The following is a 12,679-nucleotide window of genomic DNA, read 5'->3' as shown; positions in this document are numbered from 1 at the left end:
GAGGCCGGCATCCGGGCGCACCGTCACGCGGCATCCTCCGGCATGATGAACTGTTCGAGCGCGCCCTGTGCGATCAGCTGGTCGATGCGTGCATCGTCGAGCCCGAGAATGTCGCGAACGATTTCCGCCGTATGCTCGCCGGGCAAGGGCGCCGGAACCTCGGGCGGCGCGGGCATGCGCAGCGACCGCACCGGCGCCGTCTCCGCGAAATGCGGCTCGCCGCGATGCGGATGGGTCACGCTGCGGAAGGAACCGCGTTCGACATAATAATCGAATTCGGGAAGCTCGGACACGCGCAGCATCGCGCCCGCCGGGACCCCCGCCGCCTGGAGCGCTTCCATTGCCGCGCGCGGGTCCTGTTCCGCGAGCCACGCCCCGATTTCCTCGCCGCCGGTCACCGACAGCATCGCCTGCCGGTCGGCCTCGCCGCGCAGCGAAACGACGCACCATTCATCGTCGCCCGCGCAGCGATAGAGAGCGGACGCCCCTTCGGCTTCCTCGCCCGTCACCGCGACGCCTGCCCGTTCGAGCACGCGGCGCGCGATCTTCGCCGCCATATGGCTGAGCATGACTTCCGACTGGCTTATCGCGATCGACCCGCCGATGCCTGTGCGCAGCCGCCGCACGAGCAGCGCGAGCGTGGCGATCGCCCCGATGCGGGCCGCGACATGATCGGGATAGACGGTGATCGCATCGGAGAAGCTGTCGGCCTCGCCGGGATAACGCCATTGCATGGTGAGCCCCGACGAGGCCCGGACGAGCGGCCCATATCCCATGCGCCGGCTCCACGGCCCGGTCGGGCCGAACGCCGAACTGTCGACGACGATGATCCCCGGATTGAACGCCTTGAGACTGTCATAGTCGAGCCCGAACAGCGCGCTCTGGGGGCCCTTGAGCACCTCAACGCGCGCGATATTGTTGAGCTCGGTGGCGACGCTGCCGAGAAAGGGCTGATAGACGCCGTCGATATAGACCGGAACCAGCGACTCATCGCCCGCCGAGACGCCGCGCGTTCCCAGTCCGCGGATCGTCGGCTGCGGCGAGAAGGAAGATTGGGTGAAGTTGAGGCTCGGCGTGATCTGCGTCAGATCGTTGGTCGAGCTGATCCCTGCGCTTTGCAGCGCGTCGCCCGAAAAAGCCGAGATAGCGATAGGGACATCCTGCAACCGTTCCTCGCGGCGCTGCGCGCTGACGATGATGTCCCCATCGCCGGCATCCTGAACAGCCTCCGCCGGAGGCACTTCCGCGGCCGGCGCGCTCTGCGCGTGCGCGGCGGTGGTGCCGAACGCGGCAGCCCAGACAAATGCATGCACGGAAATATTCGAAATCTTCACGGACCTCTCCCTCATGGCGTCCGTTCTTGGTGACGGACATCGAGCGTCAAACTGCCAGCCGATGAGGGATTGATCATCTGCGATATCGGGAGCTATCTATCACAAAACGTGATAGGTGATCTTCGCCATGCTCGATTTGCGACAGATGCTCATTTTCATGACGATCGCCGACAAGCGGTCGTTCACGCGCACCGCCGAGGCGTTGGGCATGGCCCAGTCGGCGGTCTCGCAGCATCTGAAGCGGCTCGAGGACCAGCTCGGGCTGACCCTGCTCGACCGCAATTCGCGCTCGGTTGCCCTTTCTCCCGCCGGGGAAGCCATGTTGCCCCATGCCCACGCGCTGCTCGCAAGCGAGAAGGCGATGATGGCGGCGGCGCGCGCCATCCAGGCCAAGTCCGAAGCCGTGGTCCGGATCGGTGCCTACAGCTTCGCTGCCGAGCAGCGGATGGACGCGATCGACGCCTTCCAGAAGCGCTATCCCGAGCCGCAGCTCGAAATCGTCTACGGCACGCGGACCGAGCTGATGGCCAAGCTCAGGGAGGGCGAGCTCGACGTCTTCTTCTCGCTGTCGGCGCCGGGCGTCGTCGAAGCCGATCTCGACATGACGCATGTCGTTCGCCGTTACTGCCATGTCGCGGTTCCGGCGGGGCATCGCCTTGCCGGGCGCGAGCGCCTTTCGATCGACGATCTCGCCGGCGAGAGCCTTGCCATCTCGCCCGGCAACCAGGATTCGCCGGTGGTGTCGCAGGTCTATGCCGGTCTGCGCGCGCACGGCGTCCAGCTGGTTCTGGCGCCCGAAGCCGATCGCCGCGCCATCGCGCGCTTCGCTCACTCGCGCGGGCTGCCGCACCTCATATGGGAGACGCAGGAAAGACCGGGCCACAACGCCGACGACGAAGACGTCTATCCGCTGATGGGCGAGGCACCGGTGATCGATACGGTGGTCTACAGCCGGCCCGGCGACCGGCGGCGCTGGGTGCGCTTGCTCATCGCCGCTTTCGCATCGCGCAAGCGCGCCGCCGCCTAACGTGAGCAGTCGACGTCCCGGCCCGCACCCGGCGGATCCTGGCTGCGACGCAGTGCGCATCTTGTCCGGCAGCCGTCAGGATCGAATGCCCCTCTTCAATGCTCGCGACTGACGCGCCGCGGCGGGCCGTTCCGCCGCGAGACGTTGACGAAATCGAGCCGCGCAGCGATCGGATCGGGCCTGACTTCCCGCGCGCCATTGGCATTGAAGATCATGATATCGTCGCCGCGTGATCAACCGATCCCTGCTGTCAGCGGTCCGGGTTTGACGCCGGGCTGTTGGTCGTCCGGAGCACCGGCCGGCGGTTTTGCAGGTCGCGATGTTCTGCTGCCTCAGCGGCCGCCTTGCCTCCGCCCGCGAATTTGATCGCGTGCAAGTCCGTCAAACAGCCAGCGACTTGCGTCCAGAAGTCGGCCTCGGAATATTCGCCGTCTTTGCGAAGCGCCTGCGCCTTCTTCGTAATGAACTCGGGCGCGCGATCACCATATTGACGTTCCGCTGCCATCGCCTGACCCAAAAGATCGTGGTCGGCCTTTGCTCCCATCCTTGCGACTCCGATTATGTTTGACGAAGCCTAGCACAAGCTGCGCAAGCTGCAAAAAACAACGGCCTTGCTCCGCCGGGCGGGCCCGTTAGCGGACAGGTAGCTTTCGCAGACGGAAGGAAGAAAAGTGAAACCTTTCCTGCCATCTCCGCCGATTTCCGTTGAGCTGCAGGCTTCAATCCTGCATCAGTTGCTCGCGAATAGCGTCAAGCGTCCACTCACGGCCGAGAAAGCTATTGACGATTTCACCCCCGATATCCACTGGCAGCGCGTCGATGGTGACGTCGTGACGACGTACAAGACTTATTGCGGCACGCACCAGGGCGACTTCCTCGGCATCGCCGGGACCGGCACCAAGGTGAGCTTCGAGACGGTCGACGCAATGCGTGTCGTCGATGGGACGATCCGCGAGCATTAGGGCGTCGCCAACCTCTATTCGGTCCTGCAGCAGATCGGCGTCATCGCGCGCTGCCGCAGAGCTGAGGGGGTATGGTCATGAAAACCCTGCCCCTCCTGATCGCCGCGGCGCTGCTGACGGCTGCTCCTCTCCCCGCGCACGCGCAGGTCGAAACGCCCCCGGCGGTGCCCGCCGCCCCGGCACGCGCCGTGCTGCTCTGGTAGATGCGTTCGCGCAGGGCCACCCCGAGCTGCTCGACCGGCTGCTTGCGCCGACTTGGGTCGATATCCCCTCGCCGCCCACGGCTCCGCCGGGACCCGAGGCGGCGAAGCAGACGCTCGTCAAACTGCGTACGGCCTTTCCCGACTTCGACATCCGGGTCGAGGATGTGATCCGCGACAGCAACAAGGTTGTCGTCCGCTCGACGATCACCGGCACGCAAAAGGCCGCCTGGCTCGGCCCGCCAGCAACCGGACGTACGATGCGTATCCAGGCGGTCGATATCCACGAGTTCGAGGGCGGACAGGTCGTGCGCACCTGGCACACCGAGGACTGGATGACCGCAAGCCCACTCTTCGCTATTCCCAACTACGCTGATTTTTCGGCAACCGTCCCTCAGGATCATGGACCGCCACTCGCGCCGGCAAGCGGGCTCCCCACTGCCACAGGATGAGATTATCGTTCCCTGCGCCCGCACTATGAGCGAAGCTCGGCGCGAGCATTCCGACAAAACCCTCGCCGCGCAGCCGATCAGCAAGCAGCCAGGAAGGCGCCTCGGTCCCCGCCCGCAGGTAGACCAGCCAGCCGCACGCCATCTCGTCGAGCGAGACGCCGAGCACCGCCCGCGCCTCCTCGGTCCGCAAATCCGCCACCGGCTCGCAGTCGACATCATATTCGACCATGGTGAGCGGGCTCAGCCGATTGGCAAACCCCTGCGTGCATTCTCCGATCGCGGTCATCACGTCGAGCGACATATAGAGCGCGGCTTCCCCCTTGCGGTTGAAGCGCCCGCCGGTTTTCGCCGCCCCCTCGCCCGACAAGGGCGAGAAGGACCAGCGCGGGTCATGCCCGCGAAAGCAGCGGCCGGTAAATCTCAAGCAAAGCCGCCGAGCGCCAGATGATCGAGATAGTCGCGCACGGCGCCCGCCTCCCCCGATTTCACAAGCGCCTCGGCGGTACGGCCGTCGAGCGCCGGGATCGGCTCAGCGCGATACCAGGCCAGCGCCTGCGTATCACTCCCGGCCCATTCGCGGACGCGCTCGAGGATCTCGAGCATCTCACGCACCCGCGTCTGCGCGCGCGGCCCGTCGCGGCGCCCGGCCTTGCTGATCGTCGCAGCGGCGAGCCCGACGGTGTCGGCAAGCTGACCCTTGGTCAGCCGATAGGCGTCCACGACCTGATCGAAGTCGACATTGCCCTTGGGATCGATGAAATGGGTCATGAAGCCGGTCGTCTGAAAGGCGCCCGACTTGGCCGAACGACGCACCCCCGCGCGCCGCGCCGGTGCCGCGGCTGCTTTCCCACCTCCGATTGCCTGTGCGACCATGTCCCATTCTCCGTCCAATTCAGGGGCATTATATGGGACATATCCAGCACCATTGCAAGATGGTCCGGCCGCAGCACCGCGCGGGAGCCCCAGGGAAAGGCCCTGGAATTCAGAAGATATATCCCAAAATCAGGCTATCTTGAGATCGGACTCTTGTCTTTCGATTCGGCCCGGCGATGCTTGGCGGGCATCGAGCCGAAAGCGCACGTGACCGCCGATAAATCTAGGAGAATCTCGCTCAGGGCATAACGAGCTGAGAGCTAAGATACTCCAGACCCAAAATCCCGCGCTTCGCTATGTGACGGCGAAAATCCGCCTGCAAACGTTCGAGCGCAGCCTCGTCGTCCTGGGGGAAGGCGTAACGCTCCAGGAGGACCGGTTTTCCGAATCGGATGTGGACTTCCGCTCCCTCGCGCTTCTGGCTGGTCACGGGAAGGCGCTGGATCGCCGCGAATGTCCATTCGCCGTAGAGGCCCGCTCCCGAGGCAATGGCATGATCGATATCGTGCCATTGCCCATCGCCGGCGGGCTCGACCTTCATCCCGAGGTCGGACATGGACAGAAACGCCAGGAGCTGGTCGGCCTCCTCGCTGTCCATCACATCTTCCATGGATATCCGGGGCACATTGGTCTTGTGATGCGCCGACAAGGTCGCGAGTGCCGTCGCATGTTCCGCTAGTGCGGCATACATTGGCTGGCCTTCAAGCGCATCGAGATGGGAAATCGCGCCGAGGATCGGCCGATCGCCGATCGAAACCCTGAGATCGATCTCGCCCTGCCCGGTCCAGCTCAGGAAGCGCAGCATCCTCTCGAGGTCGATCGGCGAATGGCGCGCCGCAGTATCGAAATGCGCCTTGAACTGCGGCTCGCCGCTCAGCGGCCAGATGATGTCGAAGAAGGGTGCGCGAATGCGGATCTTCTGCTTGTCCTCGGGAATATTCGGAAGGCCCGGGGCGATGACCTCGCCAGCCAGGTCGATCCAGATGCCATCGGGACCGCGCAACCTGATGTCGCACACCGCCGAAGGCAGGGCCTGCATGCTGGCGAAATTCGCGGGACCTTCAGGGACAGGAAACGGGAACGGGAGATCGATACCGAAACGACGCAAGCTGAGCCTGATCGAGGCGAGCGGTATCGAGGGGGTCAATCCGAGCTGGTGGTCGATCAATTGCTCGATCGACACCGAGGGGCCGATGCTCAGGGTTCCGACGATATCCGGGCCACCGTGCAGCTCCTGTTTCGCGGTCGCATAGTGGGGGCCGGCCGACCTGACCTGGTCCGCCATCCAGTCCAGCAATCCATCCGCGTCATGACGGTCCGCTTCGGACATCGTGAAGCTGAAGCTGAGCTTGTTGAAACGCCCCTCGGGCGTCCCGTTGCGCGTTGCCTCGCGAGCACGCTTGAGCACGCGCGCCATGAGCTCATCCCAGAAATGGACCCCGTACCAGGCGTCGCAGCCATCGCTCCCTTTCGTCAGGAGCAATGCGAAGCAAGGCGAAGGCGAGCGCGCGAGCTTGAGCGCATTGCTCAATTTCATGGTGACGCGCAGCCCCTCCACCTTGTGACTCTTGGTCTGTACGAAGATCGCCGGGAGCGGCCGCTGCATGTCCGCCGAGATGCCCGCGACCGGCCGGTGGGGGGAATTCGACGATATGGTCCCACCCATGATCGTCTTCGCCCGGTTCGTTGCAGGTAACCCCCTGATCCGAACAGAGCGTGCTGAACCTCTTTTCCGCCGACCGGCCCGCAAATCGTCCCATCCCTCGGCGATACGCGGTTCCGACCATCAGCGCCAGTGGATGTCGGGTCAGTCCGGAGGAGCCGCACCTTCCGCCTTGAGGAGATCCGGAAGCTCCTCGGACATAAAGTCCCGAAGATGCTGAACCAGCCGCCGCATTTCGCGAACGGTTATGTTGGCTCCGGCGTTCCGGAGACGCTTGGCGGCAACCCGGTATGTCTGCTCTATATCGGCCGGCCCCTTGGGCGGCCGGGACCGGCTTGCCTCGTCGAGCGACCGCAGGAATTCGGCGAAGGTGCAACTATGCCTTGCCGCAACTTTTGAAATCTCGTCACGAGCCGCAATCTCGCGCGCAGGCCCAACCATCGCCGCTATTCACTTGACATATGTCAAGTTGAACTCGCAATGCAACGTCGATGGCACCGAGAAAGAGGCCGCAGCGTGATAGCGCGAACCGGGTCGTCAGCAATGAGTGGGAGCAGCCCTGAATGACGACCGAGACGCTTTCCGAGCAATCCTATCCCCGACGGTCGCACGCGATGGTGGTCATCGCCATCCTGATGATCGTGACGCTCCATTCGCGCCTCGACCAGCAGTTCCCTGCCCTGCTGGTCAAGCCGATCCGCGACGCGTTCCAGATCAGCGATACTCAGGTCAGCCTGTTTCAAGGGGCTGCTTTTGCCGTGATCTATGCGATTGCCGGCCCGCTGTTCGGGCGGCTGGTGGACCGCAGCAATCGCCGAAATCTGATCATCGTCGGGATCCTCTTCTGGTCGGTCATGACGATCTGGTCGGGCTATACGACCACCTATGCCCAGTTGGTGATCGCGCGGATGGGCGTCGGAGTCGGCGAAGCCATCCTCGCGCCAGCTGCCTATTCGATGATTGCCGATTATGTCGAACCCGCAATCCGCGGCCGGGCGATCGCCATTTACATGACGTCGCATGCGCTTGGAACAGGCCTGTCGCTGATGATCGGCGGAGCGGTCGTCGGATCGATGAGCGGGCAATCCAGCGTCGTCCTACCCTTACTGGGCAGTTTCGTTCCGTGGCAGGCGGCATTTATATTCGTCGGTGCGCCGGGATTGATCACCGCGCTTTTGATGTTCGGCGTGAGTGAACCGGTCCGCCGCGACGACCAGCCCGACGTTTCCGCTGCCGTTGATTCCAAGCGCACGTCCGCCGACTTCTGGAAGCATATCCTATCGGAACGACGCGCCTTCACCTGCGTGCTGATCTCTCAAGTCGCGATCGCCTTTGTTGGCAATGCTCTCGTTCCCTGGATTCCCTCGGTGTTCCAGCGCATGCACGGCTTGCCGATGGAGACCATCGGGCTGATCGTCGGAATACAATTGATTGTTGCATCGACGATCGGCTTTCTCCTGTGCGGTTATCTGGGGGACCGCTGGCACAAGCAAGGACGCCCTGACGCGCGGCTCGCGCCACTATTCGTTGGCGAGGCGCTATTCATCCCCTGCGTCATTCTTTGGCCGCTGATGACGAACGTCTACTTGGCGTTCTTCTTCCTCGGCCTGCAGATGATCGCCCATGTCACCGCGATCGGCACGCTGCCGCTGGTGACGCAGGACGTCGTTCCCAACCGCATGCGCGGGCAAGCGGTGACGATGATCCTGCTCGTCACCACCCTTCTCGGCTGGGCGGTCGGGCCCACGGCGGTCGCGCTGTTTACCGATTATGTGTTCCACGACGACAACGCGCTGCCATATTCGATCATCTGCACGACGGTGCCGGTCGCGCTGCTGGCGATTGCCGTTGCCTGGTGGGGGCGCGATTCCTATATCGCTGCACAGCAACGCCTGCACGCGCAGCCGGCAGGCAATCCGATCGCCCCTGCTCCACCCCGAGCTTGACCCTGCGGGAATCAGATCGGGATCGCCGTCGTCATCTTCACCTGCTTCAGCGAAAAGCTCGAGTTGATCGAGCCCACGCCGGGGAGGTGCAGAAGGACCTTTTTCAGGAAGCGCTCGTAATCTTCAATGCTTCGCGCGACGATGCGGAGAACATAGTCGCTGTCGCCGCTCATCGAGAAACATTCAACGATTTCGGCGTGGCCACGGACCACATCCTCGAACTGTTCGAGGATCGCCTCATCATGATTGCGTATCTTGATGTTCGCAAAAACATTGACCGGATAACCGAGCGCGACGGGATTAAGGATTACCGGCCGCCCCATGATCAGGCCGGCATTCTCCATACGCCGCAATCGCCGCCAGCAAGGAGTGTGCGAAAGGCCGACCCGTTCGGCGAGGTCGACCATCGACAGTTGGGGTTCGGTCTGCAGGCACTTCAGGATCTTTCGATCGAACGCGTCAATTTTTGCCGTCATCGCCGCCCCTTGCATCTGTTGGAACTATAAACTCGAAATGGAATAATTATTAGGATGAAATTTTAATACTTCGCCCATATCGAGGCAATCTTGCAAAGCGATTGCACTCTGCGCAATATATATCACATCGCGTGTCGATCTTATCAAACAGCGAGGCCCTGCGCCTCCACATCCCGAACCCTGTTGCGCGCCCTGGCGAGATTCCCAGCTTTTCGCACTTGCGGTTCAGCGATGCGGGTGAGATTGCGAAGCCGTCCATCGACGCCGACGAGTCCGGCCTTCGCCACCTCCCCTATGGCCTTATTCGCATCCTGGACGACCAGAATGCGGCCGTGGGGCCGTGGAATCCGTATCTGGACAGCGAAGCGCTCATCGCCGGACTGACGGCAATGATGCGGACGCGCGCCTTCGACGATCGCCTGTTTCGTGCGCACCGCCAAGGCAAGACGAGCTTCTATATGAAATGCACCGGCGAGGAGGCCATCGCCGTCGCCCAAAGCATGGTGCTCGGCGCCGACGACATGTGCTTTCCCACCTATCGCATGCTCGGCTGGCTGATGGCGCGAGGCTATCCATTGGATAAGCTGATCAACCAGATATTCTCGAATGCGGCCGATCCGTTGCGGGGCCGTCAGCTGCCGATCCTTTATTCGGCGCGCGACTATGGATTCTACTCGCTGTCAGGGAATGTCGGAAGCCGCTTCGGCCATGCCGTTGGCTGGGCCATGGCCTCGGCCTATCGCCGCGGAAAAGCGATCGCGCTCGGGATGATCGGCGAAGGAACGACCGCCGAGGGCGACTTCCATGAAGCGTTGACCTTTGCGGCGGTCTATCGCGCCCCTGTCATCCTTTGCGTCACCAACAATCAGTGGGCGATTTCCAGCTTTTCGGGGATAGCGGGCGCTGAAACGACGACCTTCGCCGCCAAGGCACTGGCCTACGGCATTCCGGGACTGCGGGTCGATGGCAATGACTTTCTCGCCGTCTGGGCGGCGACGGCGTGGGCCGCCGAACGCGCGCGCCACAATTGCGGGCCGACGCTGATCGAGCTTTTCACCTATCGGGCCGACGGGCATTCGACGAGCGACGATCCGACACGCTACCGGCCCGTCGAGGAAGCTTCCCTCTGGCCACTCGGCGACCCGGTGGATCGATTGACGCAGCATCTCTATGCCACGGGCGCCTGGGATGCCGAAAAACACGACGCACTGTCCGATGCGATCGAGGTCGAGGTGCGCGCCGCAATCAAGACAGGCGAAGCGGTCGGGACGCTCGGCGTATCGAAGCCCCCCGTTTCGGAGATGTTCGAGGGCGTTTTCAAGGAGCCCGACTGGCGTGTGATCGAACAGCGGCGCGAGCTTGGGATCTAACCATGCCGACGATGACAATGTTACAGGCGCTGAACAGCGCGCTCGCCGAGAAGCTCGCCAACGATCCCGATGTCCTCATTTTCGGCCAGGATGTCGGCTATTTCGGCGGCGTGTTTCGGGTAACCGACGGACTCCAGTCGCGCTTCGGTCTCGAACGCTGCTTCGACGCTCCCATTTCGGAAGGCGGCATTGTCGCCGCGGCGATCGGAATGGCCGCATATGGATTGCGACCCGTTCCCGAAATTCAGTTTGCCGATTACATACTTCCCGCCTTCGACCAGCTCGTTTCCGAGGCGGCTCGCCTGCGCTACCGCTCGGCTGGAGAGTTCTGGGCGCCGCTCACGGTACGGTCTCCCTACGGCGGCGGCATATTTGGGGGGCAGACGCACAGCCAGTCACCCGAAGCGATCTTCGCCCATATTACCGGCCTAAAGACGGTGATCCCCTCGACGCCCTTTGATGCGAAGGGGCTGCTGATTTCGGCGATCGAGGACGACGATCCCGTGATCTTCCTGGAGCCCAAGCGGCTCTACAATGGTCCCTTCGACGGGCGCCACGACCGTCCCGTTCCGACCTGGCAGGGCAACCCGGCGGCCGAGGTCCCGGAAGGATTGTATCGAATCCCGCTAGGCACGGCGGCGCGCGTTCGCGAAGGCGAGGCCGCAACCGTCCTCGCCTATGGCACGATGGTGCATGTCGCACGCGCGGCTATTGAGGAAAGCGGCATCGATGCCGAACTCATCGACCTGCGCTCGATCGTCCCGCTCGATATCGATACGATCGTCGCATCGGTGAAGAAGACCGGACGCTGCGTCATCCTGCACGAGGCATCGCGTTTCGGCGGTTTCGGCGGTGAGTTGTCGGCGCTCGTCCAGGAACGCTGCTTTTATCATCTCGAAGCCCCGATCGAGCGCGTCTGCGGATGGGACACACCTTACCCCCATGCATTCGAATGGGATTATTTTCCGGGTCCTGACCGGCTCATCAAAGCCCTTCGCCGCGTCATGAGGAATGACTGAAATGGCCCGTTATTCATTCCGTCTGCCCGATATCGGCGAAGGCATTGCCGAAGCCGAGATCGTCGCCTGGCACGTGCGTGTAGGCGAGCGCGTCGAGGAAGATGCGCAGCTTGCCGACATGATGACCGACAAGGCGACCGTCGAAATGGAATCGCCGGTTTCGGGGATCGTCGTCGAACTGGCGGGCGAGGTCGGCGACCTGATCCCGATTGGTTCGACGCTCGCCGTGATCGAGACCGACGGCGATGCCGAAGCGCCGCCGGCTGATACGCGGGCGGAACAGGAGGTCGTTGCGGAAACGCCGGGTGCTGAGGAGATTTCGGTGGCCGAGGTCGCTGCCACGGTGGCCGCTCCCGCGCCGGCGCCGGCGCCGGCGCCCGCTCCGGCACCGGCCCCGGTGCCCGCCGCCGCCGAGCACAGCCGCGCCGTGCTCGCATCGCCGGCCGTCCGCGCCCGCGCCAAGGACCTCGGTGTCGACCTTTCGCAGGTTCAGGCCGAAGGCGACCGCATCCGCCACGCCGATCTCGATGCCTTCCTGCGCTACGGCGGTGGGCAGGGCTATCATGCGCCCGGCGCCAGCCGCGCGCGCGCCGACGAACCGGTCAAGGTCATCGGCATGCGCCGCAAGATCGCCGAGAATATGGCGGCGTCGAAGCGTGCGATCCCGCACTTCACCTATGTCGAGGAAATGGACGTCACCGCGCTCGAAGAGATGCGCGCCGACCTCAACGCCAACCGCGGCGGGCGGCCGAAGCTGACGATGCTGCCCTTCCTGATCGTCGCGATCTGCCGTACCATTCCGCAGTTTCCGATGATCAACGCGCGTTACGACGACGAAGGTGGCGTCGTGACGCGGTACGGTGCGGTGCATCTGGGCATGGCGACGCAGACCGACGCGGGCCTGATGGTTCCGGTCATCCGCGACGCGCAGGACAAGAATGTGTGGCAGCTCGCGAGCGAGATCACGCGCCTTGCCGAAGCCGCGCGCACCGGCAAGGCGAAGGTCGAGGAGCTGACCGGCGGTACGCTGACCATCACCTCGCTCGGCCCACTCGGCGGGATCGCGACCACCCCGGTGATCAACCGGCCCGAAGTGGCGATCATCGGCCCGAACAAGATCGTCGAGCGCCCCGTCTTCGCCAAAAATCCTCAGGGGGGCGACGAGATCCGCCGCGCGAAGTTCATGAACCTGTCGATCAGCTGCGACCACCGTGTGGTCGATGGCTGGGACGCGGCGAGCTATGTGCAGGCGCTCAAGAAGCTGATCGAAACGCCGGTTTTGCTGTTCGCGGATTGATCAATCCAACCCGTTCGTGTCGAGCGAAGCCGAGACATTCCGAAGGCGCGCGCTGACGAT

Annotated in this window: 14 protein-coding genes; 8 read left to right on the top strand and 6 right to left on the bottom strand. The window is 63.5% G+C overall.

The features are described from left to right. Positions 1-23 precede the first annotated feature (23 nt). Complete coding sequence (locus tag FHR21_RS17535) at positions 24-1,313, bottom strand: CoA transferase (protein WP_221235241.1); 1,290 nt, start codon at positions 1,311-1,313, stop codon at positions 24-26. Positions 1,314-1,461: 148 nt separating this feature from the next. Here FHR21_RS17535 and FHR21_RS17530 point away from each other — a divergent pair, with 148 nt between their 5' ends. Continuing rightward, positions 1,462-2,361, top strand: a complete 900-nt coding sequence (locus FHR21_RS17530; protein WP_338113204.1) for a LysR family transcriptional regulator — start codon at positions 1,462-1,464, stop codon at positions 2,359-2,361. 250 nt (positions 2,362-2,611) lie between these two features. Here FHR21_RS17530 and FHR21_RS17525 read toward each other — a convergent pair whose 3' ends face one another. Continuing rightward, positions 2,612-2,905, bottom strand: a complete 294-nt coding sequence (locus FHR21_RS17525; RefSeq protein ID WP_184100681.1) for a hypothetical protein — start codon at positions 2,903-2,905, stop codon at positions 2,612-2,614. 127 nt (positions 2,906-3,032) lie between these two features. Here FHR21_RS17525 and FHR21_RS17520 point away from each other — a divergent pair, with 127 nt between their 5' ends. From FHR21_RS17520 to FHR21_RS21335, 3 genes are all read left to right on the top strand, one after another. Further along, positions 3,033-3,323, top strand: a complete 291-nt coding sequence (locus tag FHR21_RS17520; protein WP_184100680.1) for an ester cyclase — start codon at positions 3,033-3,035, stop codon at positions 3,321-3,323. Between the two features lie 77 nt (positions 3,324-3,400). Continuing rightward, the gene (locus tag FHR21_RS21110; protein WP_276569293.1) at positions 3,401-3,526 is read left to right on the top strand and encodes a hypothetical protein; all 126 of its coding nucleotides are present in this window, start codon (positions 3,401-3,403) and stop codon (positions 3,524-3,526) included. Continuing rightward, a complete protein-coding gene (locus FHR21_RS21335; RefSeq protein WP_362989313.1) occupies positions 3,520-3,975 on the top strand; it encodes an ester cyclase in 456 nt (151 codons plus the stop codon). Before FHR21_RS21110 ends, FHR21_RS21335 begins: the two co-directional genes overlap by 7 nt. On the opposite strand, the gene FHR21_RS17510 is transcribed toward FHR21_RS21335, so the two are convergent. From FHR21_RS17510 to FHR21_RS17500, 3 genes are all read right to left on the bottom strand, one after another. Next, entirely contained in the window at positions 3,881-4,399 is a 519-nt protein-coding gene (locus FHR21_RS17510) for an RES family NAD+ phosphorylase (protein WP_184100676.1), read from the bottom strand. The two genes, FHR21_RS21335 and FHR21_RS17510, sit on opposite strands and share 95 nt — an antisense overlap. Then, positions 4,396-4,848 (bottom strand): antitoxin Xre/MbcA/ParS toxin-binding domain-containing protein, encoded by a 453-nt coding sequence (locus FHR21_RS17505; protein WP_221235240.1) that lies wholly within the window; start codon positions 4,846-4,848, stop codon positions 4,396-4,398. Before FHR21_RS17505 ends, FHR21_RS17510 begins: the two co-directional genes overlap by 4 nt. 238 nt (positions 4,849-5,086) lie before the next feature. After that, positions 5,087-6,454 carry a hypothetical protein gene (locus FHR21_RS17500; protein ID WP_184100674.1) on the bottom strand — a complete coding sequence of 456 codons (1,368 nt, stop codon included), beginning with the start codon at positions 6,452-6,454 and terminating at the stop codon, positions 5,087-5,089. A gap of 620 nt (positions 6,455-7,074) precedes the next feature. Between FHR21_RS17500 and FHR21_RS17495 the strand changes: the two genes are divergently transcribed. Further along, the gene (locus FHR21_RS17495; protein WP_184100672.1) at positions 7,075-8,457 is read left to right on the top strand and encodes a spinster family MFS transporter; all 1,383 of its coding nucleotides are present in this window, start codon (positions 7,075-7,077) and stop codon (positions 8,455-8,457) included. Positions 8,458-8,468: 11 nt separating this feature from the next. On the opposite strand, the gene FHR21_RS17490 is transcribed toward FHR21_RS17495, so the two are convergent. Then, on the bottom strand, positions 8,469-8,948 hold the full coding sequence (locus tag FHR21_RS17490; protein WP_246427305.1) for an Lrp/AsnC family transcriptional regulator: 480 nt from the start codon (positions 8,946-8,948) through the stop codon (positions 8,469-8,471). A gap of 116 nt (positions 8,949-9,064) precedes the next feature. Here FHR21_RS17490 and FHR21_RS17485 point away from each other — a divergent pair, with 116 nt between their 5' ends. The 3 genes from FHR21_RS17485 to FHR21_RS17475 are packed head-to-tail and all read left to right on the top strand — an operon-like array spanning position 9,065 to position 12,619. Next, positions 9,065-10,303 (top strand): thiamine pyrophosphate-dependent enzyme, encoded by a 1,239-nt coding sequence (locus FHR21_RS17485; RefSeq protein ID WP_295325764.1) that lies wholly within the window; start codon positions 9,065-9,067, stop codon positions 10,301-10,303. An 11-nt stretch (positions 10,304-10,314) separates the two neighbouring features. Beyond that, positions 10,315-11,322 carry an alpha-ketoacid dehydrogenase subunit beta gene (locus FHR21_RS17480; RefSeq protein ID WP_276569296.1) on the top strand — a complete coding sequence of 336 codons (1,008 nt, stop codon included), beginning with the start codon at positions 10,315-10,317 and terminating at the stop codon, positions 11,320-11,322. A gap of 1 nt (position 11,323) precedes the next feature. Beyond that, positions 11,324-12,619 (top strand): dihydrolipoamide acetyltransferase family protein, encoded by a 1,296-nt coding sequence (locus FHR21_RS17475; RefSeq protein WP_184100668.1) that lies wholly within the window; start codon positions 11,324-11,326, stop codon positions 12,617-12,619. The last annotated feature ends 60 nt before the right edge of the window (positions 12,620-12,679 follow it).

Origin of the sequence: Sphingopyxis panaciterrulae (assembly GCF_014199295.1) — a bacterium.
GTDB classification, from domain to species: domain Bacteria; phylum Pseudomonadota; class Alphaproteobacteria; order Sphingomonadales; family Sphingomonadaceae; genus Sphingopyxis; species Sphingopyxis panaciterrulae.
The sequence above is the reverse complement of the archived record's forward strand: the minus strand, read 5'-3'. Positions and strand labels throughout refer to the sequence as shown.